We start from the raw sequence: 24,913 nt of genomic DNA, 5'->3' as shown, positions 1-24,913 counted from the left end.
AAATGATTTCTGCCGAACCCATCATCTATATCGTCATCTTTTTCGCTGTGCTGGCGCTTGTTCAGGGGGCATATCTCGTCATCTTTGGCAAATCGATCAGCATGGATGGCAAGGTCAACCGCCGTCTGGACCTGCTAGATAAGGGCGGCAACCGTGAAAAAGTGCTGGACCAACTCCGCAAGGAGATGACCCAGCACATGAAGTCACAAAGCATTCCAATCTATTCGCTGCTTGCAACCAAAGCACAAAAAGCCAACATTGCCTTTACCCCGTCGCAAATCATTTTACTGATGGTGGTGGTAAGCTTTGTTTCCTTCATCATGCTGACCATTATGACCGAGGTCGGCGTTCCCGTGCGGGCAGCTGTCGCCGTCGCGATGGGGGTGGGTGGCGTTTACACGTGGATCAGTCGCAAAGCCAAGAAACGTCTCGATATGATCAGCGAACAATTGCCAGAAGCGGTGGAATTGATGGTGCGATCCCTGCGCGTGGGGCATCCGTTTTCATCAGCCGTGGCCATTGTCGCAAAAGAGGTCGCCGATCCCTTGGGCACAGAAATGGGGATCATTTCAGACGAGGCTGCCTATGGGCGTGACATGGGCGAAACACTCAAGGCCATGGCAGAACGGCTGGATATCCAGGATTTGCGCTTTCTCGCGGTCGCCGTGACAATTCAGCAGTCATCAGGGGGTAACCTTGCGGAAATTCTTGACGGCCTGGCCAAGGTGATCCGGGCGCGGTTCCGGCTTTTCCGCCGCGTGGCAGCCATCACGGCAGAGGCGAAATGGTCTGGAAACCTGTTATCGGGTTTTCCCTTCCTGGCGCTGGTGGGAATCACACTCGTGAAACCTGATTATTTCGACGAAGTAAAATTAAGCCCATATTTCATCCCGGCGGCTTTGATTGTTGCGGCTTTTCTGGTTGTGAACCTGATCGTCATGCGCGCTTTGGTCGATATCAAAGTCTGAGGAGACACCCATGCAAGCGATCCAGGCATTTTTGACAGACAACCTAGGCCCTTTTGGTGGGTTGATGATTGTGGGGCTGTTGGGGGTCTTCCTGATCCTGATTGCCTTACCCCTATTTCTTAAGCGCGAGGTTGATCCGCTTGACAAACTGAAGGCCATGAACCGACAGACCAGCGAAAAACCTACCAAGGGTGAAAAGCTGCGTAATGTTGGCAACAGGGATAAACTGGAAAAATACGCAAACTTTCTCGAACCGCAAAACGCGGCAGAATTCAGCGCCGTCAAGCTCAAGCTTCTGCAAGCTGGGTATCGCAGCAAAAATGCGGTCCGGATCTATCATTTTTCGCAGTTTGCTCTGGGTGTGCTGGGCCTTGTCCTTGGCGGTATTTATGCGCTGTACCAGATGGCGCTGGGCGATGTGACGACCCAGAATCTGGTTCTGATGATCATGGTGCCCGGCGGCGTTGGCTATATTTTGCCAAAATATTGGGTAACGCGCCGTCAAGGCGTCCGAAAAGAGGCGATTACCAATGGATTTCCCGACAGTCTGGACATGATGCTGGTCTGCGTCGAGGCGGGGCAATCCATGGACCAATCGATCATCCGCGTGGCCCATGAATTAAAGGCAGGTTTTCCAGAGCTGGCGGAAGAATTTGAAACCGTCAGCCAGGAAATCAAGGCGGGCAAGGATAAAAATACCGTTCTGAAAGATATGTCAGACCGGGCGGGCGTGCAGGATATTTCCAGTTTTGTCACGGTTTTGGTGCAGTCCCAACAGTTCGGGACATCCATTGCAGATGCCTTACGGGTTTATGCATCAGAAATGCGCGATAAACGCGTGATGCGCGCCGAAGAAAAGGCAAACAAACTTCCTACCAAAATGACGCTTGCGACCATGATGCTGACCGTGCCCCCCCTGATGGCGATCTTGATCGGTCCATCAATCTATGCGATCGTCAAAAACCTTGGGGGCGGTTGAATTCATGCGCAAATCACGGGCCTTTCTCGGTCTGGTGCTTATCGGACTTGCCGCCTGTTCTACAGGCGGCTTTCATCGGTCAAGTGACGGGGTTTTTGCACCGGGCGTTTCCGGCCAATCAGATATTGACGGGCTGATCATTGGACACCGGTTGATGGCCGGGGCAGAATACGACCTTGCTCTCAAGGCGTATAATCGCGCGGCGGCGCAACAAGGGCTGAACATTGATACAATGTCGGCAATCGGATCAGCAAACCTGAAACTCGGGCGGCTGAACCAAGCCGAACGTTGGCTGCGCCGCGCGACACAAGAAGACCCGACCTTTGTGCCCGCTTTGAACAATCTTGGCGTTGTTCTGATGGAAAAGGGCCAGGCTGGTGAAGCGAGCGCGTTTTTTGAGCGCGCATTTGCCGCAGATAACGGAAATTCGGATGAAATTCGCAACAATTTGCGCTTTGCCCTCGCAAATTTGGCAAATCCGGCTGATACTGTGATAGAGGACGTCCAGACTTTCAGTTTGATCCGCCGCGGTGCAGGTGATTTTATTCTGATGACGGATCTTTAAGCAAGAGCAGCAAAAGGACGCAGAAACATGCGCCACCTCATTTTTCTGACGCTTTGTGCGGGGGCCTTTGGTTTGTCCGCTTGTGAAAAATCTGGCGATTCAGAAGTCGAACGCGCCCTGCGTGACCTGAACGTCGTTGACGAAAGCAACCTGAATGATGTGATGTTGACGGTCGGTGACCCGAACGAGGCCGTCGCCTATTTCACACGCGCCAACGCCAGCGATCCGGGGCGGATTGACCTGCAACGCGGCCTGGCAAAATCCTTGATCCGAGCAGGTCGCAGCCCCGAAGCGGCCACGGCCTGGGGCGTTGTCGTCACCCATCCTGATGCGAACAACGACGACCGGGTCGAACTGGCCGATGCGCTGATTCGCAACAACCGCTGGGACGATGCGGCGGGCGCTTTGAACACGATCCCGCCAACCTATGAAACCTTCAAACGCTACCGGCTAGAGGCGATGGTCGCCGACAGCAAGAAACAGTGGACCAAGGCAGACAGTTTTTATGAAACCGCCGCCAGTCTGACAACACGTCCGGCAAGTGTTTATAATAACTGGGGATTTTCAAAACTGACCCGCGGCGATTACCCCGCAGCAGAGCGGCTTTTTATTGATGCCCTGCGCTATGATGGCGATATCTTCACAGCCAAGAACAACCTTGTTCTGGCACGCGGCGCCCAACGCAACTATGCTCTTCCCGTCATTCCAATGACGCAGATCGAACGGGCGCAGCTGCTGCACACGATGGCGCTTGCCGCGATCAAGCAAAACGATGTCACCATCGGAAAATCCCTTTTGAATGACGCGATCGAAACACACCCACAGTTTTTTCCCGAAGCTGTTCGCGCGTTGGAAGCACTTGAATCAAACGTTGTGAACTGAATGGTTTTGCCTGCATCCGCTGCTTTTTGGTTTTTGCCTGCGGTCATCCCCATCGCGATCTATGTCGCATGGAGCGATATGAGCACGATGAAAATTCCAAACAAGGCGGTCATGGCGCTTGCTGGTGCCTATGCTGTGTTGGGGCTGTTCGCATTTCCGATCGAGACCTATCTTTGGCAGTGGACGCATATGATTGTGGCGCTGCTGGTCGGGATCTTGCTGAATGCAGCGCGGCTCATGGGGGCGGGTGATGCGAAATTCATCGCGGCGGCGGCACCGATGTTCGCTTTGGGTGATATCCAACTGATCGTTCTTGTTTTGGCGTCATGCCTTCTTGCGGGCTATGTCGTGCATCGTATCGCCAAATATGGAGGCCTGCGCAAATTGGTGCCGCACTGGGAAAGCTGGCACAGCGGCAGACGGTTTCCCATGGGCCTGCCGCTGGGTATGACGCTGCTTTTTTACCTTTTATTGGTCGCAATATATCGCACACCTGGCTGATAATGCCTTGGACTGGGACATCTTTGTTCACGATTTCGCCATAATGCACTGCGATGCATAGGGGGTCGGCGCGATATGCCAATCCCATTGCAGCAGGGGAAAAAAGTAATGAATATGCAAGCTACCGGCGTTATGGCACCGCCTGCCCCTCGCAGTCTTGACGGGATGTTGCTGCCAAGGTCGATGATGCGCGACATCCTGATCAAAACCATGTTTCGCATGAACCTGGATCAGGTGTCACAGATCAGCCGGGCCATTTGCTTGCCTGTCGCAGTGACACAGGAACTGGTTGATCTGGCCCGCGGCCAGCTGCTGTTAGAGGCGACAGGCACGCTCAATGCCAACAACGGCACTGAAATGGGATATCAACTGACCGATGCAGGGCGCGCGCGCGCGCTGGATGCGTTGAACCAGTCCGAATATTACGGCGCGATGCCTGTGCCGCTGGATGTATACCGCGAACAGATCAAACGGCAGTCGATCCGCAACATCCAGATCACGCGCGACCAATTATCCAACGCAATGAACCACTTGATCTTGCCTGACGATCTGCTGTCAAACCTTGGCCCTGCTGTCAGTGCTGGCAGATCGATCCTGATGTATGGCCCACCGGGCAACGGCAAATCGTCAATCTCCAACGGGATCAGGGATGCCTTGGGGGACAAGATCTATGTGCCACGGGCCATTGAATATTCAGGTCAGGTCATCACTGTCTATGACCCAATCGTGCATTCCTCTGCCGAGGATGACGTTGATGACCCCACCAGCCTGCGCCGGACGTCTGGCCGGTTTGATACCCGCTATGTGCGCTGCGAACGTCCTACGGTAATCACAGGCGGTGAATTGTCATTATCCATGCTTGATCTTGTCTACAACCCCACGGCACGGACTTATCAGGCACCGCTTCAGTTGAAATCAACTGGCGGTATCTTCATCGTCGATGACCTTGGCCGCCAAGCCGAACCGCCTCAAACGCTTGTCAACCGTTGGATCGTTCCGCTGGAAGAAAACAAGGATATTCTAGCGCTGCAATCGGGTGAAAAATTCGAAGTGCCTTTCGATACACTGGTCATTTTCTCCACCAACTTTCACCCCAATGCGATTTTTGACCAAGCTGCTTTGCGACGGATTTTCTTCAAGATCAAAATCGATGGACCCAATCAAGAAGACTACCTCAAGATTTTCGCCATGGTCGCCCGCAAGCGACAAATGCCATTGGACGAAGAAACGCTGATCCATCTGCTGAACGTCCGCTACCCTGAGATCGACAATGTCTATGCGAACTATCAACCTATTTTTCTGATCGACCAGATGATTGCAATTTGCGAATTTGAAGGGATCCCCTATCAAATGTCACCCGAACTGATCGACCGCGCATGGGCGAACATGTTCGTCAAGGAAGAAGAGATTGTGCGCTGACTGCCGTCATTCACCGCATTGCGAACTCCCAAGCAACTGGCTTCCCTTTCCAAAGGGGAAGCCTTTTTTCTTTATCACGGCCAAAGTGCAAAAAAGAATTGCTTAGGCTTGATCGTTCGCGGGCCGACCCCAATTCAGCCTGATGACATGCCTTTCCCCCATCATAGCAGGCTGGTTTGCGGAACGCGGCTGGGTGATCCATCCCCACCAGCAGGCCATGATCGACCATGCAGACGCAGCGGCGCTGTTGCTGATCGCCCCGACAGGCGGCGGCAAGACGATGGCCGGATTCTTGCCCACATTGACAGCACTGGCGACAGGTCAGCACAGCGGGTTGCACACGCTTTATGTGTCGCCGTTAAAGGCGTTGGCGTCAGATATCAAACGCAACCTGCGCACGCCGATCGAACAGATGGGCCTGCCCATCCGGATCGAGGACCGCACCGGCGATACCACCTATACACAAAAGCGGCGCCAGCGCGCCGATCCGCCTCATATTTTACTGACAACACCTGAATCGCTTGCGCTGCTGACCAGCTACGAAGATGCGCCGCGTATTTTTGCCGGATTGCAGCGCGTGATCATTGACGAAATCCACGCGCTTGCCGAAAGCAAACGCGGCGATCAGTTGATGCTGGCGCTGAGCAGATTGCAAAGTCTGGCGCCCGGTCTGCGTCGGGTGGGGCTGTCGGCCACCGTCGAAGACCCCGCCGCCATCGCAGGGCAGCTTGCCTGTCATCCCGCCCGCTGTGCCATCATCACCGCCGATCCCGGACCAGACCCTGATATCGCGATGCTGACAACGCAGGAAAACCCGCCTTGGTCCGGTGGCGGGGCAGCATATGCCATTCCTGCCGTTCTGGATCAGGTCCGGCAACATAAGACCACGCTGATCTTTCACAATACCCGCGCGCAGGCTGAAATATTCTTTCACAACCTGTGGTTGGCCAATACCGACGATCTGCCCATTGGCATTCACCATGGCAGCCTGTCACGGGAACAACGTACGCGGGTCGAAAGCGCGATGGTCGCAGGTGAATTGCGCGCCATCGTCTGCACCGGCAGCCTTGATCTGGGAATTGACTGGGGTGATGTCGATCTGGTCATCCAGATTGGCGCCCCAAAGAACATCAAACGGTTGGTGCAACGCATCGGCAGGGCCAACCACCGTTACAACGCGCCATCCAAGGCGCTGCTGGTGCCCGCAAACAGGTTTGAAGTGATCGAATGTGTCGCCGCCCTAGAGGCCGTAAAGGCGCATGATCTGGATGGCGACACCAAAGGCCCCGGCCCCCGCGATGTGCTGTGCCAGCACATCCTGATCCGGGCCTGCGCTGGCCCGTTCAACGCCGACAATCTGTTTGCAGAGGTTCAGACCGTCGGAGCCTACCACAACCTGCCGCGCGCGGTATTCGACGCTTGCCTCGATTTCTGCGCCACCGGTGGATATGCTCTGCGCGCCTATGATAAATGGAAACGGCTGCTGCAAACCCCCGACGGCAATTGGCAATTGCGCGACCCGCGCGCAGCGCAGCGCATCCGCATGAATATCGGCACCATTCAAGATACCGACACGGTCAAAGTGCGCCTGAAAAACAGCTTCAAACCTTTGGGTGAAATCGAAGAAGCCTTCGCCGCCACACTGACCGCCGGCGATACTTTTTTGATCGGGGGGCAGGTCGTGCGTTACGAAGGACTGCGCGACATGACTGTCGAAGTGACACGCCGCGCAGACAAGACGCCGAAAATCGCAACCTTCATGGGAACGAAATTTGCCAATTCCACCCAGTTGTCACAACGCATCCTGCATATGTTTCAGCAAGACACCTGGCCCAACTTGCCAGGCCACACTACCGCATGGCTTGATCTGCAGCGACGGGTTTCAAAACTACCGCAAGCGGACCGGATACTGGTCGAAACTTTTCCACATGACGGGCGGCATCATCTGTGCGCCTACGGCTTTGCGGGGCGCAACGCGATGCAAACACTGGGCATGTTACTGACCCAGAGGATGGAAGAACAAGGCCTGCACCCCCTTGGGTTTGTCAGCACCGACTATGCAACGTTGATTTGGGGACTGGACCCGGTCGATACCCCCGAATCGCTGTTTCACGCTGATGACCTGCACGCCGGATTTGAAACGTGGCTATCCGGCAATGCAGTCATGAAACGCACCTTTCGCGGTGCTGCCACCATTGCAGGGCTGATTGAACGTAACCTGCCGCAAGCGCGCAAAACAGGACGGCAAGCCACGTTTTCCAGCGACATCCTTTATGACACGCTTGCCAAATATGACCCCAACCACCTGATCCTGCAAATCACCCGCGAAGAGGCGCTGCGCGGTCTGGTCGACTTTAGCCGGATCGCGGAAATGCTGGCACGTACAAGGGGGCGCATCGATCATGTGGCGCTGGCCCACGTAACACCACTTGCAGCACCGATGTTTCTGGAAATGGGCCGCATCGCGATCAAGGGGGCGGCGCAAGACCGTCTCTTGGAAGAAGAAACCGCGAAACTCATGAACGCAGCGGGCGTCAGCGGAATTTGACCCTTGCGGCAGTTGCATGCATGGCGCAAAGAACGGGTCATGAACGGTTATGATTTCTTTTTTCACCGGACGGGCTGCACCGCCTTGCCGTCTGGTGCGCTGTTTCTGCGCGATCATGCGGTGCTTTGCGTGTCGGACCTGCATCTTGGCAAATCAGACCGGATCGCGCGGCGCAGCGGGATCATGTTGCCGCCATATGAAGTGCAAGAAACACTGGAACGTCTCGCCGCCGATATTGTATCAACCGCGCCGCAAACCGTTATTTGCCTTGGTGACAGCTTTGATGATCAGGCGGCAGCGCAAGCGCTGCCCGATGACATGCGTCTTTGGCTGATCCAGTTGCAGGCTGGTCGCAATTGGATCTGGATTACCGGAAACCATGACCCCGCACCGGTCAACCTGGGTGGCACACATCTGGCGCAGACACGGATCGCTGCACTGACCTTTCGCCACATTGCCAGCGACACCCCCGGCGAAGTCTCGGGCCACTACCATCCCAAACACCGGATTGCCGGGCGCAGCCGGCCTGCGTTCCTGTTTGATGATCAGCGGATGATCCTGCCAGCCTATGGGGCCTATACAGGCGGGTTGGCAAGCGACACACCGGCATTGCGCGCGTTATTTCCATCACGCGCCACAGCTGTTCTGACAGGCCACAAGGCACTTGCCGTGCCGCTGCACCGCTAGGCGGTCAGCGCTTCGGGTTCAGGCAGACCATGCGCGCGGCAACAGGCGGTGATGGTATTGGCCAACAGACAGGCAATTGTCATCGGGCCGACACCACCCGGAACCGGCGTGATGGCACCAGCAACCTGCGCGCAACTGTCATAGTCTACATCCCCCACCAGACGGGTGCCGCCTTGTGGCGCATCAACCCGGTTGATGCCCACATCAATCACGGTAGCACCCGGTTTGATCCAGCCCCCCGGCACCATCTGCGCCCGCCCGACAGCGGCAACAACGATATCTGCGCGCCGCACAACCTCTGCCAGGTTCCGCGTCCGGCTATGGGCAATCGTCACGGTGCAGCTATCGCCCAGCAACAGCTGCGCCATCGGTTTACCAACGATATTCGACCGGCCAATAATCACAGCCTCCATACCTGATAGCGACCCGTGATGGTCACGCAACATCATCAAACAGCCCAGCGGCGTGCAAGGCACCATGGCCTTTTGCCCCGTGGCCAGCAGCCCGACGTTTGAAATATGAAACCCGTCCACATCCTTGGCCGGATCAATCGCATTGATAACCAGATCACTGTCCAGATGCCCCGGCAACGGCAGTTGCACCAAAATCCCATGCACCGCAGGGTCATTGTTCAGCTGCGCGATCAGCGCCAGCAACTCCGCCTCGGTTACATGCGCGGCCAGCTTGTGTTCAAAACTGGTCATACCCACTTCGACCGTCATCTTACCTTTGGAACGGACATAAACTTGGCTGGCCGGATCCTCGCCAACCAGCACAACCGCAAGACCAGGGGTAACCCCGTGGTCATGTCTCAATCGCTCTACATGGGTCGCCACCTGCGCCCGCACCTTTGCAGCAAAGGCTTTTCCGTCGATTACTGTCGCTGTCATATTGTTTCTTCCGCGTAAAAATATCCCCGCCGAAGGCAGCGGGCAGGTGGGCGGGGCGATGGCGCAAGCCGAGCGTCGCCCCGCCCGTTTCCTTAGAACAATCCCTCAATCTGGCCTTCTGCATTCAGCCTGATCGCCTCTGCCGACGGGATACGGGGCAGCCCGGGCATCGTCATGATTTCCCCACAGATCACCACAATGAACCCTGCGCCCGCGCTTAACCTGACTTCGCGCACGGGAATGCTATGACCGGTGGGCGCACCGCGCAAGTTGGAATCAGTTGTAAAACTATATTGCGTCTTTGCCATACAGACCGGCAAATGACCATATCCCTGTTCTTCCCATTGCCGCAGTTGATCACGGATCTTGGTGTCAGCAATCACCGCATCAGCACGATAGATCTGTGTTGCAATCGTTTCAATCTTGGCAAACAACCCCATGTCGTCAGGATAGATCGGCGCAAAGTCAGCCTGACCTGCATCAGCAATTTCCGCTACCCGTGCCGCCAGGTCAAGAATTCCCTCCGACCCCAGCGCCCAATGTTTACACAAGATCGCCTCTGATCCTTGGGTGCTGACATAGGCTTTTACAGCCTCCACCTCAGCATCGGTGTCGGTGACGAAATGGTTAATGGCAACCACGACAGGCACACCAAAGCTTTTGATGTTTTCGATGTGCCGGCCAAGGTTGGCACAGCCTTTTTCAACTGCGGCGACGTTTTCAGCCCCCAGATCGGCCTTGGCCACCCCGCCATTCATCTTCATCGCCCGCACCGTGGCAACAATCACCACGCAAGATGGGGCGATACCCGCTTTGCGGCACTTGATATTCATAAATTTTTCAGCACCCAGATCAGCGCCAAACCCGGCCTCTGTCACCACGTAATCCGCCAGTTTCAACGCCGTCGTTGTTGCCGTGACCGAATTGCAGCCATGGGCGATATTGGCAAAGGGGCCACCGTGCACAAAGGCAGGATTATTTTCCAGTGTCTGCACAAGGTTCGGTTGCATCGCATCCTTCAAAAGCACTGTCATCGCACCATCAGCCTTTATGTCTCGGCAATAGACCGGGCTACGGTCGCGACGGTAGGCTACGATGATATCACCCAGACGCTTTTCCAGATCTGCAAGATTTCGCGCCAGACACAGGATCGCCATGACTTCGGACGCAACAGTGATGTCAAAGCCGGTTTCGCGCGGAAAGCCATTGGCGACACCGCCCAGACTGGTGGTGATCTGGCGCAGGGAACGGTCGTTCATATCCAACACGCGTCGCCAGACGACACGGCGGATGTCAATTTCAAGCTCGTTGCCCCAGTAAATATGATTGTCGATCATCGCCGCCAGCAGGTTATGCGCAGACGTGATCGCATGAAAATCCCCCGTGAAGTGCAGGTTCATGTCCTCCATCGGAACCACCTGCGCATAGCCGCCCCCGGCAGCGCCACCCTTCATGCCAAAGCAAGGGCCAAGCGATGCCTCGCGGATACAAACCGCCGCCTTTTTGCCAATGGCGTTCAGTCCATCACCCAGGCCAACAGTCGTGGTTGTTTTGCCTTCCCCGGCGGGCGTCGGGTTAATGGCCGTCACAAGGATCAACTTGCCGTCAACCCGATCCTGCACGCTGTTTATAAATCGCTGGCTGACCTTGGCCTTGTCATGCCCATAGGGTAGCAGATCGTCACTGCCGATCCCCAGCTTTGCGCCGATATCCTGAATTGGACGCTTGACCGCTGCGCGTGCAATCTCGATGTCTGATTTATAGTCCATAAACGATTTCCCTGTCCTGGGGCCGATGCACCCCTGTTCACATCGCTTCTACCCGCATTGCAACCTGACCGTGACAGCGATTGCGACATTTTCGCCCCCGGAATCGGCGGAAGCGATGACGGTTGTTACCGATGGGAAACCTGGGGACGCCATGCGCGTTGATCGGGCACATGTAAACGCACGGCATCGCCCACCCGCAGGCGGCCTTCGCGCTCGACCCATGCGGTCACACCGCGGCGGCCCTTTGCCGCCCTTTTAAACGCGTCGCCCGCGCCGGGGTGGCGGGTATTGATCACCTTGGCAGGCAGGTTGCAGGGCCGGTTCTGCATATCAACAACCAAGGTTGCGCCATCAGGCAGTTGCAGCCGGGAAGAAGGTGGAAGATGCGAAAAATCAGGAATGCCCTGCACAACCAACGACGCGCCGATCAGTGCCGGGTCAAGGGTGTCAAGCCCACAGTCTGTTGCGATCGCCGCAAGTTCTTCGGCTGAGACGATCGACAATTGGCGCACGTTGCGAATTTCAGTATTGCGCGGATGCTGGCTTGTCACGCGCGAGCATGACAGGCGGGTCAACCCGCCGTGAGTTTCCCCCGGGATCCCCGCAAATGTCAGAGCAGCATCTGGCAGGGGTTCTGCGCATAGCGATGTGTCACGGTCTGTCACAAACCCAATCCAGACAACCTGTCCCGTGATATCGGTTGGTTTCAATGCTGGCATCCCTAGCTCTCCTTCAGGCGATGCAGCAGTGCTAAGCCAATCGTCAAAAAGGATCAACGCATCAAGGCCGACAGCGGAGAAATGGCCCAAAGCCACAATGCTGAAATGCCAAAATGAAAAACGCCGCCCGGAAAGGGGCGGCGTTTCATCAGGTCAAACCGAAGGTTCCGGTTCCATCCCGCTGTCGGGTGCGCGGGGCTTTTTGGGTTTTGTCTTTGGGATCGCCGTCACCGATGACCCGCCAGACGTTGGCGTATCATCGACATCATTGCTCAGATGCGGCGGTTCGCCCCGCATCACGCGCTTGATTTCTTCCCCGGTCAGCGTTTCGTATTCCAGCAACCCTTGGGCGAGGCGTTCGAATTCTTGATTCTTTTCAAGAATGATCTCGCGCGCTTTTTCATAGCCTGCCTGAATAAAGGTGCGCACCTCTTCCTCGATCAACTCCTTGGTATGGGCGGAAACCGACAAACCAGCCGTGTTGCCCTGATAGCCTTCATGCGCCTCGGCGTAATCAATGTTGCCGATCTTGTCTGACATGCCCCAGCGCAGCACCATCGCACGGGCCAATTGGCTGGCCTGTTGGATGTCGCCCGCAGGCCCGTTGCTGACCTGATCGGCGCCATACTTGATGATCTCGGCCGCCTTGCCTGCCATGGTCATCGCCAGACGCTGATGGCATTCGTCCTTGAACATGTTCAGGCGGTCCATTTCCGGCAGGCTCATCACCATGCCCAGCGCACCGCCGCGCGGAATGATCGTAGCCTTATAGACCGGGTCACATTTTGGCAGCGAGATCCCAACAATCGCATGGCCTGCTTCGTGATAGGCTGTCATTTCCTTTTGTTCGGCAGTCATTACCATCGACCGGCGTTCTGCCCCCATCATCACCTTGTCCTTGGCCGATTCAAAATCGGCCATGGTCACAAACCGGCGACCAATACGCGCAGCCATCAGGGCCGCCTCGTTTACCAGGTTCGCCAGATCGGCACCAGAAAACCCGGGCGACCCACGGGCAATGATGCGCAAATCCACGTCAGGCCCCAGCGGGATTTTGCGCGCATGGACGCCCAAAATCTTTTCACGGCCTTTGATATCGGGGTTCGGCACGGTAACCTGACGGTCAAACCGGCCCGGCCGCAAAAGCGCGGGATCAAGCACGTCGCGCCGGTTGGTCGCCGCAACGATAATCACACCTTCGTTCGCCTCGAACCCGTCCATTTCAACCAGAAGCTGGTTCAAGGTCTGTTCGCGTTCGTCATTGCCGCCGCCATAGCCTGCACCGCGGGCGCGGCCCACCGCATCAATTTCGTCGATAAACACGATGCAGGGCGCGTTTTTCTTGGCCTGCTCGAACATGTCGCGCACACGGCTTGCACCGACGCCAACGAACATTTCAACAAAATCCGACCCCGAGATCGTAAAGAAAGGCACGCCCGCTTCGCCCGCGATGGCGCGTGCCAGCAGCGTCTTACCCGTCCCTGGAGGTCCGACAAGCAGCGCGCCTTTGGGGATCTTGCCACCAAGGCGGCTAAATTTCTGGGGATTGCGCAGAAATTCGACGATTTCTTCCAATTCTTCCTTGGCTTCATCGATGCCGGCCACGTCGTCAAACGTCACCCGACCATGTTTTTCGGTCAGCAGCTTGGCTTTTGATTTGCCAAAGCCCATGGCCCCGCCTTTGCCGCCGCCCTGCATCCGGTTCATGAAATAAATCCACACACCGATCAGCAGCAGAAACGGCAAAATGCTCAGGATGAAAGACTGAAAGACCGATTGTTGCTGGCTGCGTGCTTCGACCGGCACGTTGGCCGCGATCAACAGGTTCGTAATGGCTGCGTCTTCGGGCTTGATCGTTGTGAAGGTGCGCCCGTTTTCAGTAAAACGCACACTTTCACCGTCGATCACCACGTTCGTCACGCGCCCTGCATCAACCGCAGCAACAAATTCAGAATAGCTCTTGGCGTCAGCACCGGACGTTCCGGGCGGGCTGCTGAACAAATTGAAAAGCGCGAGGACCATGAGAAACAGGACGATCCAAAAAACGAAATTTCGTGCGTTGCCCAAGGGGAACTCCTTATCAAACGGGAAATGGGGCGACAGAGTCGTGCCATGAAGGTTACGCTTAAGATAGACGTTAAACCTTAATCTTCAATGGCAAAGGCCGTGGAATGAAAATCCGCGACAATCCGCGCAGACCAACCATTGCCAACGCCCGCCACGGGGGCCGCGATCAGCGTGTCATCGCGCCACACCGAAGGGGACGCCATCAGTGACGTGCGCGGCAAGCCTGCGGCGCGCCAGTTGGCGCATTGCACAAGCCCCTCACCCAGCGCCCGAAAGGTCAGACCGGCGGTCAATGGTCCATCCAAAAACCAACGACGATCCCAGATCACGCCGGTTTCGTCCACCGCACCAGCAGACGACCGGGTCACGGGTCGCGTCGCCGCTGCTTCCCGCGTGAGCCGGGCGCCCTGCCCGTCAGGCAGCGGCGACAGGATACAACCACCCAACGTCACCTGATGCCCACTGCTGACACGCCGCGCGGCGGCAAGCAGACTGTCGAACCGAGGCCGATACGCTTGGGCACCGACCCAAGACAGCGCAGCAGCGCACACACGGCGTGGTGCATCTTCGCGCGCTAAATTCAACGCGGGTGGTCTAAAAATCAGGTCGCCGGCCTCCTGGCGCACATGAATGCGGGCAAAATCCTGTGCCGCCTTTTGCAAGGACAGTCGTGCTGCCTGCATATGGTCAACAGTCTGCAACAGGCGCTTGCGGGTCAGGCCAAGTGCTTGCAGTTGTCCAAACATCTGGCGCACGCGCACCCGATCAAAGCGCGGATCCTCATTGCTGGGGTCATCGCACCACGCGATATCTTCAACGCGCAACCAATCCCGCAGATCATCGCGTGATATGTCCAGCAAAGGCCGACAAATCCGTAGGCCGTCACGCAAATCTGCCCGCCCCATCGCACCAAGCCCATCAACGCCCGATCCGCGCGCCAGCCGCAAAAGCAAGGTTTCCAACTGGTCATCGGCCGTATGGCCCATCATGACCATCGCGATTCCGTGCTGTGCGCACCACCCCCGGATCGCCGCCCAACGGCCCGCACGGGCAGCAGCCTGCAAATTGCCCTGCCGGTCCCACGTCCAAGACAAAATATCGTGAGGCATACCAAGACTGGCCGCTTGCCCTGCGACAAGCGCGGCCTCTTTTGCAGCAGCTGCACGCAATCCGTGATCAACCGTTACAACTCGAAAACGGGCTTGGCCAAGACTGCGCGCGGCAAGATGCATCATCGCAACAGAATCGCCCCCGCCCGACACAGCGAGCCCGATCGGCCCCTGCCCAGAATGGTTTTTTTCGTGGTCCAGTGCCGCTGCGAACCCAGCAGCAAGATCCGCCAACCTGTGCGTTACTGACATCCCAGGTTTTGCATCACCGTTTGGGCCTGCGTGACCGCTGCACTGCCAGGAAAACGCACGTTGACTTCTGCCAAAGTCAGACATGCGTCCTGCGTCTGGCCGATCGCACCCAATGACGCACCCAGTTTGAACAGGGCGTCAGGTGCCCTGCCGCCATTTGGATCACTGGAAAACGCCGCCAAATAGGCGCGGGCTGCATCCGTGACCTGCCCCAGACCTTCTAATGCCTCGCCGCGCAGATAATCGGCTTGCGGTGCTAGCGGGCTTCCGGGGTAGGTCGCGCCAAAGGCCGCAAGCTGGTCAGCGGCGCTACGAAAGTCACCAGAGGCGAGCGCCTCCTGCGCCCGCTGGAAATCACTGGATTCACCTACGGCCAGCGCCGGGCCACCGGTCGCAGGCGGTGGCGCCGCCGCCGGAACAGTCGCCGCATTATCGACCCCGCCCAGCGACGGCGTTTCGCCTAATGTCGCGATATCGCACCTTGATTCAAGTTCGCACAGGCGGAATTCCAGATCACCAATCCGATTGGTGCCATCAACCGTGATCCGGTTCACCCTGAATTCCAGTTCTTCCGTTTTTGCTGTCAACCGCTGCAATTCCGAATCGATCGCGTTTAGACGGTCTAGCGGCGTATTCCCAGCAACCCCGCTGGCCGGCCCACCTGTCGTTGACAGTTCGCGCTTCAGACGTTGGACATCGACGTAAAGCACCGTCAACTGCTGGCGAATATCCGCTAGTGTTTCTTCTTGCGCGACTGCAGGCAGCGGGGCCAGCAAAACGGCGCAAACAACAACAAAGCGAGGCAATGACATGAACGATCCTCTGCTTAACTTAGCTGATGCGCGCAAACGACAGGACCGTTACAGCACGACGGTTTTGCGCATAACAAGATTCTTGCGAACAAATTTCAATCGGGCGTTCTTTGCCATAGCTTGTCACCTCAAGCCGGCCAGACGGCACACCCCGTGACACCAGATATTCGCGCACTGCATTGGCCCGCCGGAAACCAAGCGCAAGGTTATATTCGCGGGTGCCCTGTTCGTCTGCGTGCCCTTCAATGATGGCGCGGTAATCGGCATTGGTCAAAAGCCATTGCGCCTGCCCATCAAGAATGGCGCGGCCTTCTTGCGAAATTGCCGACGAATCGATCACAAACAACACCCTGTCACCAATGGTTTGGTTAAAGAACATCGGGCTGCTCGGGTCACTTACCGACCCAACGCCACCTGCCCCAGCGCCGTTCACACCCACATCAGCCCCAGCCCCTGCACCGCCCGAGCCCGCACCAAACCGGTTAGGGTTGGTGCAAGCTGCGGTCGCCAGCACCAAGATCAGCACGGTTGCTTTCGTTATCACGTTCATGGATTTCATTCCTGTTTTTTCTGCCCGTTTGATCCAACATAGCATGGCTTTGCTATGGGGGGAATGACACTTCTCAGGGCTGTAGCGGCCCCCATGACGGGTCAGACGCCGCCCCCTGAATGGGCACTGCCTTCAGGTTGCGCCCCGAGATATCGACAGAATAAAGCGCCGATGCACCCGCGGCACCCTGGGTTTCACGGCTGAACATGATCACCCGGCCATTGGGTGCCCATGTTGGCCCTTCATCCAGAAAAGAAGACGTCAGCAGGCGTTCTTCGGACCCGTCCGTGCGCATCACACCAATATGAAAACGTCCCGCATTCTGTTTGGTAAAAGCAATCAGATCGCCGCGCGGCGACCACACAGGGGTGCCATAACGCCCTTCACCAAAGGAAATCCGCCGCGCCTCGCCACCGTTTGCGGGCATGATATACAACTGTTGCGTGCCAGAGCGATCGCTTTCAAAGACGATCTGATCGCCGTTGGGCGACAAACTCGGCGCGGTCTCGATGGATGGGGTCTGTGTCAGGCGCAGATGCTGCCCTGTCGCCAGATCGGTGCGATAGATGTCGGTGGTCCCGCCGTTCGAAAGACTATAAATCACTGACTGACCGTCGCGCGAAAATCGCGGGCTGAACGCCATCTCGCCCGGTGCGGTAGACAGTTGCTGGCGGCCCAGGCTGGCCACGTTCAGCACGTTGATCCGGGGGAAACCGCTTTCAAAACTGGTGTAAAGCACGCGATCGCCGTTTGGGGAAAACCGCGGTGCCAGCACGATCGTGCTGCTGTCCGTCAGGAATTGCAGGTTCGCGCCATCCTGATCCATGATGGCAAGCCGCTTTTGCCGGTTATCTTTAGGGCCGCTTTCTGACACAAAGACAACGCGGCTGTCAAAATAGCCACCTTCGCCTGTGATCCGGCTGTACACCGCATCGGCAACCTTATGCCCCATGCGTCGCCAGCCTGCCGTTGTGCCGGCAAATTGCAAGCCGCCCCCCATTTCCTGCCCTGAAAACACGTCATAAACGCGGAATTTCACAACCAGCTGATCACCGCGCGCCGTGACGGCGCCTGTGATCAGCGCCTGCGCATTCACCGCCCGCCAGTCAGAAAAGGCAATCGGTTGCACAAAAGATGACACTTGTGAAATGAAGGCGGCCGCAGGCACCTCGCGGAACAAACCCGTTCCGGCCAAATCCGCGACGACAAGCCGCGAAATATCCTGCGCGACCTGCTGGGCCTGGGGTGTTTCCGCCTCAAAGGAAGGAACAGCAAAGGTAATCGGTTCGATCACACCGTCGGTAATGGTGAGCCGCAGCGGGCCACCCTGTGCCAAAACCGGACCGGCCAGAAAAAGGGCCACCAGCAGCGTCAAAACTCGTTTCATCATTTCCGCCTTACTCTGCCTGTTGGGGCGTCCCCTCGCAGGCCTATATTGTCTGTTATCGCCGCTTTTTGAAACCATATCGTAAAACATGCTTTTTCCTTTGCTTATCGCATCCGCATCCCGCTGGGATCAAAAGTGATAACCACGTCTTTCCACTGATCGTATTTTTCAGCAGGCAATGCATAGCCGCCCGACTGGCACCGCAAAATGGCCCGGCGCGCGGCCTCGAAGGCGGTATTTGTTGCACTGCGATCACCGTCAGACCCGATCAGACGGACATCGCCGTCTACTTGCCCGGAACGGTCAAGACTGAACCCAACTTCGACCGTGACGCGCGCCGCCACCGATCCGGGGTCAACGTTCCAACAGCGGTTCACAGCGACGCGAAAACTGTCGCGTTCCGCCCCTGTCATGGGCGGACCAGCCGCAACAGCGGGGGCCGCCGGCGCCACAGCTTCTGCGCCAAGATCAGACAGTAATGCGTTGATGTCATCCTGCGGCACGGGTGCCGGTGGCGGTGTTTCTGCCACTCGCGGCGCAGGTGTTTCAGCAGGGGCAGGTGTTTGCACGGGCACAGGTGGTGCGGGCCGGTTCGGGCGCGCGCTGGGGCGTATGGATGTTTCCACAGCCCCCGATGGTGCCTCATCGGCGATCACGATCTCAGTCGTGGTCTCGGGTGGGGCGGTCGCCTCTTGCTCTTGTTCGACAACTTCGGCTTCGGCGGCCTGATCAGGCACAGCCTCTTGCCGCACCACGTCATCAACCCGCGAATCCGGCGGCGGCGGCGCGGTAATTGTAGACGCTACCGTCGGGGCTTGCCGTGGCGTCGGGCGCGGGCTGATGGCAACATCCGCTGCCGGCGGCGGCGCGGGCGGCGCTGGTGCTACGGGCGGTTGGTCTGTGACCACAGCCACAGGCGGGGCTGGGGGTGGCGGTGGCGGTGTTTCTTCAACAGGCTGGGTCACCGGCGCAGGGGGCAACGCGGGCGCCGGCGGTTCCTGTGTGGCGGGCGGCGGCGGTGTTGCCTCGACCTCGGGTGCCGCCAGCACATCAGGTTCAGCCTGCCCCGGGACAGGGGTGCGGGCAGCGACCGTCAACGCCGCGAATTCTTCGCTGGATACGATCGACACGTCCATCGTCTCGAACCGCAGGGGGGCGCTTTTTAACCCCAAACCCACGATCAGCCAGCCGATAAGAATGACATGACCTGCGGCAGATATATACATGCCCGGCGTTTGCATGACCTAACCATCAGACCCGTTGGCAACAGAAACACCCGATGCCGGCCCGCCAATGTCTGTCACGAGCCCGATGTTGGAAAACCCGCCAGCGTTCAGCGCCCCCATCACCTGCGCCACTGTGTTCCAGTCGTTGGCCCCGTCAGCGCGCAAGAATATCCGGTCACTGGTGCGTTCCGCAGCAATGGCCCGCAACTTGGGCACCAGGTCTGCGAAGGTTGTCTCGGTTTCCTGGATCATCACGACACCCGCCGCGGTAATTGTCACGCTCAACGGTTCTTCATCATCACCGGGAAGCGTATCCGCCGCGGTCTTGGGCAGTTCCACAGGCACACCCACCGTCAACAACGGGGCCGCGACCATGAAAATGATCAACAGCACCAGCATCACGTCCACAAACGGCGTCACGTTGATTTCCGACATCGGCTGCGTGCGGCCCTTGCGACGGCGGCGTCCGCCGCTGTCCCCGCCTGATTTCATTACCCCGGCACCCATGATCAGCTATCCAGTTGTCTGCTTAGAATCGTGGCGAATTCGTCTGCGAAGGCTTCGTATCCGCTTACGATCCGATCACTATCCGATGACAGCTTGTTATAGAATATCACCGCCGGAATGGCCGCCAAAAGGCCCAGACCCGTGGCCAGCAACGCCTCGGCAATACCGGGCGCCACAACGGCAAGGTTGGTATTTTGCGCCTCTGCGATTTCGATAAAGGCGTTCATGATGCCCCAGACCGTGCCGAACAACCCCACAAACGGCGCCGTCGAACCGACGGTCGCCAGCACGGGCAGTCCTTTTTGCAGCTTTGCTGTCTCCTTTGCGATCGCCACATCCATTGACCTGTCGATCCGGGCCGTCGCGCCGGCAATCAAACCCCCGTCTTGCCGGTGCGACCGATGCCATTCCGACATGCCAGCGGCAAAAATCTTTTCACTCGGCCCGTCAGGATCGGCACCGATCTGGTCAAACAAACCGTCAAGCGGTTCACCCGACCAGAATGCACGGTCAAACACCGATGCCTCTGCGCGGGCCTTGCGATATTGTATCGCCTTGTCGATGATGACCGCCCAACACCACACGGATGCAGCGATTAGCAAGATCATGACAAGTTTCACGATGATGGTTGCGCGCGCGAAAAGCGCCCACATGGTAAAGTCGGTTGCTGCGTCCATGTTGCCTGCTCTGCCTTAGGCCCACTTGCGGGCTCTGATTAAGCAGATCAATACCGCATCTGCGTCAGGAAATCCAACCAATCCGGCATCACATCTGCGAAATGCAACGCGCAATCAACACCCAGACCGGCGGATCACCGCCGGCAGGCGCAGCGGCGCACCTGCGGCACCAATGCAAACAATCGTCACCAAGGCAGAAAACAGCAGGTCCTGACCCCGCTTGACATCCTGTCGCAGCACAAGGCGCGCGGCTGACATCCGTTCAACCCCCGTTTCAACATCAAGAAGATCGTCAAGTCGGGCCGGCGCCAGATAATCGGCTTCAACCCGCCTGACGGCAAAAACCACGCCATCAGCCTTCATCGCCACCTGATCAATTCCCAACGCGCGGACCCATTCGCTGCGGGCGCGTTCGATATATTTCAAATAGTTCGCATAATAAACAATCCCGGCCAGATCGGTATCCTCGTAATAGACGCGCAAACCAAACCGATGGATCATGACAGCGGCACCACACGCGCCGCCAACCGGAGCGCATGACTGGCGTCAAGCGCGGCCACGGGCATCACCGAATCATAGGCGGCGCGGATCACATCGGCAATTTCGGGCCGCAACACGGCATGGCCATTGATCATGGCAAGGGGTGGCAAATCCTCAAATGCCCGATCGGACCACAGCAGAATAGTTTGCACCGCCTGTGACAGCGCCAGAGTATCCACTGCAACCTCCGCCAGATGCGAATCCAGCCGCAAGAACACAAAAGCCGCGCGAATGCCCCCTTGGTCATCAAACCGGAAAATCCGATATTGGTTGGCCTGCGCCGCTGTCAATCTGTCGACCAATGGGTGCAAATCGGGGACAAGCTGGTCCAAATGCGGCACGTCAGACAGTTCTGACCAATCACGGCAGAAAAACACCATCAGGTTTGCACCCAATTCAAAGTCGGTTTCAGCCATCTTGTGCCCCGCCAAAGCCACAACCGCCTCGATCGCGCCCTTGAATACCGCAAGCGACGCATCATCCACGCCAAAAACAACGGGAACGATCGGCCGCCCCCAGCGTGCAAAAACATACCCGCCATCGCGCCGGGTAAACAAATCAGCGATATCCACCTTCATCTTGGCCCAAAAACTCCCGCCGGAGGCGCTCAAATTTCGCGAAATTTGAGCCTTCCCCTACCCAAATAAATCTGTCTGCGACCGGGGGGCATCCAACCCCAGATGCGCCCAAACCGGCTGCGTCAGCATTCGCCCGCGCGGGGTGCGCTGGATCAAACCCTTTTGCAATAAATACGGTTCAATCACATCTTCCAGGCTATCCCGGCTTTCCGACAGCGCCGCTGACAATGTCTCAACGCCCACAGGCCCACCACCATAGCTTTGCGCAATCAGGCGCAAATAGCGGCGGTCGGCATTGTCCAGCCCCAGATAATCCACCCCCAACCGGGTCAGCGCCAAATCTGCGATGGCTTGCGTTACCGTGCCATCACCTTCGACAATTGCAAAATCCACCACGCGGCGCAGCAAACGGCCCGCGATGCGCGGGGTCCCACGGGCACGGCGGGCAATTTCGCGCGCGCCATCGTCAGACGCAGGTGCACCCATCAGCCGCGCCCCGCGCGTGACAATCTGGTGCAGCTCGTCTTCGGTATAAAATTCCAGCCGGGTAGGTATCCCGAACCGGTCACGCAAAGGTGTCGTCAGCAAACCCATCCGCGTGGTCGCCCCGACCAGCGTAAAGGGCTGCAATTCAATCCGCACAGTGCGTGCGGCAGGGCCTTCACCGATCACCAGATCCAGCTCAAAATCCTCTAGCGCGGGATAAAGCACCTCTTCGACAGCTGGGTTCAACCTGTGAATTTCATCAATGAACAAAACATCGCGCGCTTCCAGATTGGTCAGGATCGCGGCCAAATCACCGGCTTTCGCCAATACCGGCCCACTGGTCATGCGAAAGTTCACACCAAGTTCGCGCGCCATGATCTGCGCCAGCGTGGTCTTGCCCAGCCCAGGCGGGCCATGAAACAAGGCGTGATCCATCGCCTCGCCGCGGCGACGTGCGCTTTCGATGAACACCTTCAAATTTGCGCGGGCCTCGCGCTGGCCGATGAATTCGTCCAGCGTCTGCGGCCGCAAGGCGCGGTCGGTATCCTCGGGTTGCGGGGCTGGGCGCAATGTGGGGTCCGGTTGAGTCATCTCTCAGTCCTAGCCTTTCGGGGCCAGCAGCTTCAAGGCTGCGCGGATCAAGGCAGATGTCTCGGTATCGGGGTCGTTGCCTGCTGCTTCGGCCACGGCGCTGGCTGCCTCTCCGGGGGCGTAGCCAAGGTTGGTCAGGGCCGACAACGCTTCAGCCTGCGCGGGGTTGATGCGCGGCGGCGGTGTGGCGCGGCGGACTGGCCCGGGGATGTCTGCCTCGATCACAGCGTCGCCCAAGGCTGCGGCAACTGTGCCGCCCATCGCCATGACGCCGGGCGCTTTGTCTTTCAGCTCGATCGTGACGCGTTGCGCGGTCTTTGGGCCAACACCGCGCGCCTTGGCAATTGCGTTCCAGTCACCAAGGGCAATGGCCCGGCTGACACCTTCAGCCCCCAGCACACTGAGGATCGCAAGCGATGCCTTGGCCCCGATCCCCTGCACCGACATCAACAGGCGATGCCATTCCTTTTCCACCAAGGTCGTGAACCCAAACAGCTGCAGGTTATCTTCGCGGACCAGCAGATCAGTGTAAAGCGCAACCTGTTCGCCAGTCCCTGGCAACCCGGCCATGACCCTGTCAGAGACATAAACAATATACCCCACGCCGCGCACGTCGATCAAAACATGGTCGGCGGCGCGATATTCCAGCCGCCCTGCAATTTTCCCGATCATGTGCCTGCCTTTGCCAAAGCGACCATCAAGCTGCGTGCCGATTGCAGATGGTGGGCATGGCACAGCGCGATCGCCAAAGCATCTGCCGCATCAGGGCCCGCCAATTGCAAACCGGGCAGTTGCAACCTGACCATATGGGCGATCTGGTGCTTTTCTGCGTGACCGACACCAACGACAGCCTTTTTGACCGCATTGGGCGCGTATTCCCCAACGGCGATCCCGGCCTGCGCGGGCACCAACAAGGCGATGCCGCGCGCCTGACCCAGCTTCAGCGTCCCTGCCCCGTCCTTGTTGACAAATGTCTGTTCAACAGCCGCCGCATCCGGGTGATATTGCTGCATCACATCCGTCAGCTGGCCATGCAAGGACAGCAACCTGACCGCCAGATCATCCCCGACCGAATGGCAAATCCCATTGGCGACATGGGCAATGCGCGAGCCCGTAACCTCGATCACGCCCCAGCCCATGTTTCGCAGGCCCGGATCGATTCCCAAAACACGCATATGCCGCCCCGTTTTCTTGTTCTGGACCAGCGCTAGCACAAACCGCGAACAAACACCAAGGGGTTTGCGTCAGCACCGACCGGTCCGCTGCGCGCTGATAAGTGCGATAACGTCCGGTGGCTGCCAGATGAACAAAGTTATAAAACACTGTAAATGATATAAAAAATTGAACTTTTTTGCATGAGAACAAGGCATTCTTAAAACGCATATGACCCATGCAGGAACATCACTGGTAAGACCAGATGATCCACCTTATCTGCCGCCCATCGCTTTACACGCTGCTGTGCAGCATCCGCATAAGGACTTGGGCCATGGCCTCTATCGACACACAACGCCAGATCGGGCGATTTTCAGCTGGCAACCTTGCTGCTGTGATCTCTCGCAGCTTTTCAACTCTTTCCGCTTGGAACGATGCCCGCATCACGCGCAAATCGCTGTCAAAACTGAGTGCGCGCGAATTAGATGACATCGGTCTTTGCGCGGCCGATATCAACAGGATCGCAACTTTTGGCAAGCAATAACGCCTCGACTGCCTTTGTAATCACAAAAGGCCGTCCCTATCAAAGGGGCGGCCTTTTTGATGGTTCGCGCGAAAAGGCTTAGCGCAATAAAATCGCAACCTGATCAGCAATAAAGCGGGTCGCGGGGTCTGATTGCATGACCCAGGCACCGGTTTGTTCCACCATGTTGCCCTGCTGCAAGGCGGCCAGACGTGCCGTGTAATCATCAGCGCCGAGATAAGACAGCGCCAGCCCCTTGAACAGGAACCCGACGCACATTAAAATGGCGACGCTACGCAGCGGAAAATGCGGTTTGTAGAGCCGTGGCCGGGCGACGATCAATCCATCAGACGTGACCCTTTGGACAACACCGTTAGCCATACGTTCGTGACGGCGCACGATGCGTTTAAGTCTTTTATCAAACGAAACCTGGATACCGGACATAACGGACACCTCACAATGAATTGCCCATGAATGTCTCAAAAAAGTGTCAATAAAACAAGCATTATCATGCCGCCCTACCGGCACC

At 57.5% G+C, this 24,913-nt stretch carries 26 protein-coding genes; 9 read left to right on the top strand and 17 right to left on the bottom strand.

The features are described from left to right. Positions 1 to 2 precede the first annotated feature (2 nt). From IBX59_RS07800 to pdeM, 8 genes are all read left to right on the top strand, one after another. On the top strand, positions 3 to 968 hold the full coding sequence (locus tag IBX59_RS07800) for a type II secretion system F family protein (protein WP_296374161.1): 966 nt from the start codon (positions 3 to 5) through the stop codon (positions 966 to 968). 10 nt (positions 969 to 978) lie between these two features. Beyond that, a complete protein-coding gene (locus IBX59_RS07795; protein ID WP_296374159.1) occupies positions 979 to 1,947 on the top strand; it encodes a type II secretion system F family protein in 969 nt (322 codons plus the stop codon). Positions 1,948 to 1,951: 4 nt separating this feature from the next. After that, positions 1,952 to 2,512 carry a tetratricopeptide repeat protein gene (locus tag IBX59_RS07790; RefSeq protein ID WP_296374158.1) on the top strand — a complete coding sequence of 187 codons (561 nt, stop codon included), beginning with the start codon at positions 1,952 to 1,954 and terminating at the stop codon, positions 2,510 to 2,512. Between the two features lie 27 nt (positions 2,513 to 2,539). Beyond that, positions 2,540 to 3,394, top strand: a complete 855-nt coding sequence (locus tag IBX59_RS07785) for a tetratricopeptide repeat protein (protein WP_296374155.1) — start codon at positions 2,540 to 2,542, stop codon at positions 3,392 to 3,394. Further along, positions 3,395 to 3,895 carry a prepilin peptidase gene (locus IBX59_RS07780; protein ID WP_296374153.1) on the top strand — a complete coding sequence of 167 codons (501 nt, stop codon included), beginning with the start codon at positions 3,395 to 3,397 and terminating at the stop codon, positions 3,893 to 3,895. It abuts the gene before it with no gap. A gap of 108 nt (positions 3,896 to 4,003) precedes the next feature. Then, complete coding sequence (locus tag IBX59_RS07775) at positions 4,004 to 5,314, top strand: ATPase (protein ID WP_296374150.1); 1,311 nt, start codon at positions 4,004 to 4,006, stop codon at positions 5,312 to 5,314. 142 nt (positions 5,315 to 5,456) lie between these two features. Further along, complete coding sequence (locus IBX59_RS07770) at positions 5,457 to 7,862, top strand: ligase-associated DNA damage response DEXH box helicase (RefSeq protein WP_296374148.1); 2,406 nt, start codon at positions 5,457 to 5,459, stop codon at positions 7,860 to 7,862. A gap of 39 nt (positions 7,863 to 7,901) precedes the next feature. Next, on the top strand, positions 7,902 to 8,549 hold the full coding sequence (gene pdeM / locus IBX59_RS07765) for a ligase-associated DNA damage response endonuclease PdeM (protein ID WP_296374146.1): 648 nt from the start codon (positions 7,902 to 7,904) through the stop codon (positions 8,547 to 8,549). On the opposite strand, the gene folD is transcribed toward pdeM, so the two are convergent. The 16 genes from folD to ruvC form a co-directional block, all read right to left on the bottom strand. Beyond that, the gene (gene folD, locus IBX59_RS07760; RefSeq protein ID WP_296374144.1) at positions 8,546 to 9,439 is read right to left on the bottom strand and encodes a bifunctional methylenetetrahydrofolate dehydrogenase/methenyltetrahydrofolate cyclohydrolase FolD; all 894 of its coding nucleotides are present in this window, start codon (positions 9,437 to 9,439) and stop codon (positions 8,546 to 8,548) included. The genes pdeM and folD overlap by 4 nt on opposite strands. A gap of 92 nt (positions 9,440 to 9,531) precedes the next feature. Further along, the gene (locus tag IBX59_RS07755) at positions 9,532 to 11,208 is read right to left on the bottom strand and encodes a formate--tetrahydrofolate ligase (protein WP_296374143.1); all 1,677 of its coding nucleotides are present in this window, start codon (positions 11,206 to 11,208) and stop codon (positions 9,532 to 9,534) included. Positions 11,209 to 11,333: 125 nt separating this feature from the next. Further along, positions 11,334 to 11,927: an MOSC domain-containing protein gene (locus IBX59_RS07750; RefSeq protein WP_296374141.1), complete on the bottom strand. Its 594-nt coding sequence runs from the start codon at positions 11,925 to 11,927 to the stop codon at positions 11,334 to 11,336. Positions 11,928 to 12,080: 153 nt separating this feature from the next. Next, positions 12,081 to 13,994 (bottom strand): ATP-dependent zinc metalloprotease FtsH, encoded by a 1,914-nt coding sequence (ftsH, locus tag IBX59_RS07745; protein ID WP_296374139.1) that lies wholly within the window; start codon positions 13,992 to 13,994, stop codon positions 12,081 to 12,083. Positions 13,995 to 14,071: 77 nt separating this feature from the next. Continuing rightward, complete coding sequence (tilS, locus tag IBX59_RS07740) at positions 14,072 to 15,355, bottom strand: tRNA lysidine(34) synthetase TilS (protein ID WP_296374138.1); 1,284 nt, start codon at positions 15,353 to 15,355, stop codon at positions 14,072 to 14,074. After that, entirely contained in the window at positions 15,346 to 16,167 is an 822-nt protein-coding gene (ybgF, locus tag IBX59_RS07735; protein WP_296374136.1) for a tol-pal system protein YbgF, read from the bottom strand. The genes tilS and ybgF overlap by 10 nt, the downstream gene beginning before the upstream one ends. A gap of 19 nt (positions 16,168 to 16,186) precedes the next feature. Continuing rightward, positions 16,187 to 16,717 (bottom strand): peptidoglycan-associated lipoprotein Pal, encoded by a 531-nt coding sequence (gene pal, locus IBX59_RS07730; RefSeq protein ID WP_296374134.1) that lies wholly within the window; start codon positions 16,715 to 16,717, stop codon positions 16,187 to 16,189. Between the two features lie 73 nt (positions 16,718 to 16,790). Continuing rightward, positions 16,791 to 18,107, bottom strand: a complete 1,317-nt coding sequence (gene tolB, locus IBX59_RS07725; protein WP_296374132.1) for a Tol-Pal system beta propeller repeat protein TolB — start codon at positions 18,105 to 18,107, stop codon at positions 16,791 to 16,793. A gap of 101 nt (positions 18,108 to 18,208) precedes the next feature. Continuing rightward, the gene (locus IBX59_RS07720; RefSeq protein ID WP_296374130.1) at positions 18,209 to 19,330 is read right to left on the bottom strand and encodes an energy transducer TonB; all 1,122 of its coding nucleotides are present in this window, start codon (positions 19,328 to 19,330) and stop codon (positions 18,209 to 18,211) included. 18 nt (positions 19,331 to 19,348) lie between these two features. Next, positions 19,349 to 19,837 carry an ExbD/TolR family protein gene (locus tag IBX59_RS07715; protein WP_296374128.1) on the bottom strand — a complete coding sequence of 163 codons (489 nt, stop codon included), beginning with the start codon at positions 19,835 to 19,837 and terminating at the stop codon, positions 19,349 to 19,351. Positions 19,838 to 19,839: 2 nt separating this feature from the next. After that, a complete protein-coding gene (gene tolQ, locus IBX59_RS07710; protein ID WP_296374126.1) occupies positions 19,840 to 20,514 on the bottom strand; it encodes a protein TolQ in 675 nt (224 codons plus the stop codon). A 114-nt stretch (positions 20,515 to 20,628) separates the two neighbouring features. After that, on the bottom strand, positions 20,629 to 21,015 hold the full coding sequence (ybgC, locus tag IBX59_RS07705; RefSeq protein WP_296374124.1) for a tol-pal system-associated acyl-CoA thioesterase: 387 nt from the start codon (positions 21,013 to 21,015) through the stop codon (positions 20,629 to 20,631). Next, positions 21,012 to 21,632 carry a hypothetical protein gene (locus IBX59_RS07700; protein WP_296374122.1) on the bottom strand — a complete coding sequence of 207 codons (621 nt, stop codon included), beginning with the start codon at positions 21,630 to 21,632 and terminating at the stop codon, positions 21,012 to 21,014. Before IBX59_RS07700 ends, ybgC begins: the two co-directional genes overlap by 4 nt. 57 nt (positions 21,633 to 21,689) lie before the next feature. Then, a complete protein-coding gene (gene ruvB / locus IBX59_RS07695) occupies positions 21,690 to 22,709 on the bottom strand; it encodes a Holliday junction branch migration DNA helicase RuvB (RefSeq protein ID WP_296374120.1) in 1,020 nt (339 codons plus the stop codon). Between the two features lie 9 nt (positions 22,710 to 22,718). After that, positions 22,719 to 23,381 carry a Holliday junction branch migration protein RuvA gene (ruvA, locus tag IBX59_RS07690; RefSeq protein ID WP_296374118.1) on the bottom strand — a complete coding sequence of 221 codons (663 nt, stop codon included), beginning with the start codon at positions 23,379 to 23,381 and terminating at the stop codon, positions 22,719 to 22,721. After that, positions 23,378 to 23,884 carry a crossover junction endodeoxyribonuclease RuvC gene (ruvC, locus tag IBX59_RS07685; protein WP_296374115.1) on the bottom strand — a complete coding sequence of 169 codons (507 nt, stop codon included), beginning with the start codon at positions 23,882 to 23,884 and terminating at the stop codon, positions 23,378 to 23,380. Before ruvC ends, ruvA begins: the two co-directional genes overlap by 4 nt. Before the next feature lie 242 nt (positions 23,885 to 24,126). On the opposite strand from ruvC, the gene IBX59_RS07680 reads away from it, so the two are divergent. Then, positions 24,127 to 24,405, top strand: coding sequence for a DUF1127 domain-containing protein (locus IBX59_RS07680; RefSeq protein ID WP_367119367.1), 279 nt, complete (start codon positions 24,127 to 24,129; stop codon positions 24,403 to 24,405). 78 nt (positions 24,406 to 24,483) lie between these two features. On the opposite strand, the gene IBX59_RS07675 is transcribed toward IBX59_RS07680, so the two are convergent. Further along, a complete protein-coding gene (locus tag IBX59_RS07675) occupies positions 24,484 to 24,867 on the bottom strand; it encodes a hypothetical protein (protein ID WP_296374114.1) in 384 nt (127 codons plus the stop codon). Positions 24,868 to 24,913 lie beyond the last annotated feature (46 nt).

Origin of the sequence: Yoonia sp., from assembly GCF_014859355.1 — a bacterium.
In the GTDB taxonomy this organism is placed as follows: Bacteria; Pseudomonadota; Alphaproteobacteria; order Rhodobacterales; family Rhodobacteraceae; genus Yoonia.
Note: the sequence above shows the minus strand (reverse complement) of the source record. Positions and strands in the feature narration are given on the sequence as shown.

What these genes read in the sequence shown, in the direction of transcription:
- IBX59_RS07800 (WP_296374161.1), top strand. Translation starts at nt 3, where the DNA reads ATGATTTCTGCCGAACCCATCATCTATATCGTCATCTTTTTCGCTGTG.
- IBX59_RS07795 (WP_296374159.1), top strand. Translation starts at nt 979, where the DNA reads ATGCAAGCGATCCAGGCATTTTTGACAGACAACCTAGGCCCTTTTGGT.
- IBX59_RS07790 (WP_296374158.1), top strand. Translation starts at nt 1,952, where the DNA reads ATGCGCAAATCACGGGCCTTTCTCGGTCTGGTGCTTATCGGACTTGCC.
- IBX59_RS07785 (WP_296374155.1), top strand. Translation starts at nt 2,540, where the DNA reads ATGCGCCACCTCATTTTTCTGACGCTTTGTGCGGGGGCCTTTGGTTTG.
- IBX59_RS07780 (WP_296374153.1), top strand. Translation starts at nt 3,395, where the DNA reads ATGGTTTTGCCTGCATCCGCTGCTTTTTGGTTTTTGCCTGCGGTCATC.
- IBX59_RS07775 (WP_296374150.1), top strand. Translation starts at nt 4,004, where the DNA reads ATGAATATGCAAGCTACCGGCGTTATGGCACCGCCTGCCCCTCGCAGT.
- IBX59_RS07770 (WP_296374148.1), top strand. Translation starts at nt 5,457, where the DNA reads ATGACATGCCTTTCCCCCATCATAGCAGGCTGGTTTGCGGAACGCGGC.
- pdeM (WP_296374146.1), top strand. Translation starts at nt 7,902, where the DNA reads ATGAACGGTTATGATTTCTTTTTTCACCGGACGGGCTGCACCGCCTTG.
- folD (WP_296374144.1), bottom strand. Translation starts at nt 9,439, where the DNA reads ATGACAGCGACAGTAATCGACGGAAAAGCCTTTGCTGCAAAGGTGCGG.
- IBX59_RS07755 (WP_296374143.1), bottom strand. Translation starts at nt 11,208, where the DNA reads ATGGACTATAAATCAGACATCGAGATTGCACGCGCAGCGGTCAAGCGT.
- IBX59_RS07750 (WP_296374141.1), bottom strand. Translation starts at nt 11,927, where the DNA reads ATGCCAGCATTGAAACCAACCGATATCACGGGACAGGTTGTCTGGATT.
- tilS (WP_296374138.1), bottom strand. Translation starts at nt 15,355, where the DNA reads ATGTCAGTAACGCACAGGTTGGCGGATCTTGCTGCTGGGTTCGCAGCG.
- ybgF (WP_296374136.1), bottom strand. Translation starts at nt 16,167, where the DNA reads ATGTCATTGCCTCGCTTTGTTGTTGTTTGCGCCGTTTTGCTGGCCCCG.
- pal (WP_296374134.1), bottom strand. Translation starts at nt 16,717, where the DNA reads ATGAACGTGATAACGAAAGCAACCGTGCTGATCTTGGTGCTGGCGACC.
- tolB (WP_296374132.1), bottom strand. Translation starts at nt 18,107, where the DNA reads ATGATGAAACGAGTTTTGACGCTGCTGGTGGCCCTTTTTCTGGCCGGT.
- IBX59_RS07720 (WP_296374130.1), bottom strand. Translation starts at nt 19,330, where the DNA reads ATGTATATATCTGCCGCAGGTCATGTCATTCTTATCGGCTGGCTGATC.
- IBX59_RS07715 (WP_296374128.1), bottom strand. Translation starts at nt 19,837, where the DNA reads ATGGGTGCCGGGGTAATGAAATCAGGCGGGGACAGCGGCGGACGCCGC.
- tolQ (WP_296374126.1), bottom strand. Translation starts at nt 20,514, where the DNA reads ATGGACGCAGCAACCGACTTTACCATGTGGGCGCTTTTCGCGCGCGCA.
- ybgC (WP_296374124.1), bottom strand. Translation starts at nt 21,015, where the DNA reads ATGATCCATCGGTTTGGTTTGCGCGTCTATTACGAGGATACCGATCTG.
- IBX59_RS07700 (WP_296374122.1), bottom strand. Translation starts at nt 21,632, where the DNA reads ATGAAGGTGGATATCGCTGATTTGTTTACCCGGCGCGATGGCGGGTAT.
- ruvB (WP_296374120.1), bottom strand. Translation starts at nt 22,709, where the DNA reads ATGACTCAACCGGACCCCACATTGCGCCCAGCCCCGCAACCCGAGGAT.
- ruvA (WP_296374118.1), bottom strand. Translation starts at nt 23,381, where the DNA reads ATGATCGGGAAAATTGCAGGGCGGCTGGAATATCGCGCCGCCGACCAT.
- ruvC (WP_296374115.1), bottom strand. Translation starts at nt 23,884, where the DNA reads ATGCGTGTTTTGGGAATCGATCCGGGCCTGCGAAACATGGGCTGGGGC.
- IBX59_RS07680 (WP_367119367.1), top strand. Translation starts at nt 24,127, where the DNA reads ATGATCCACCTTATCTGCCGCCCATCGCTTTACACGCTGCTGTGCAGC.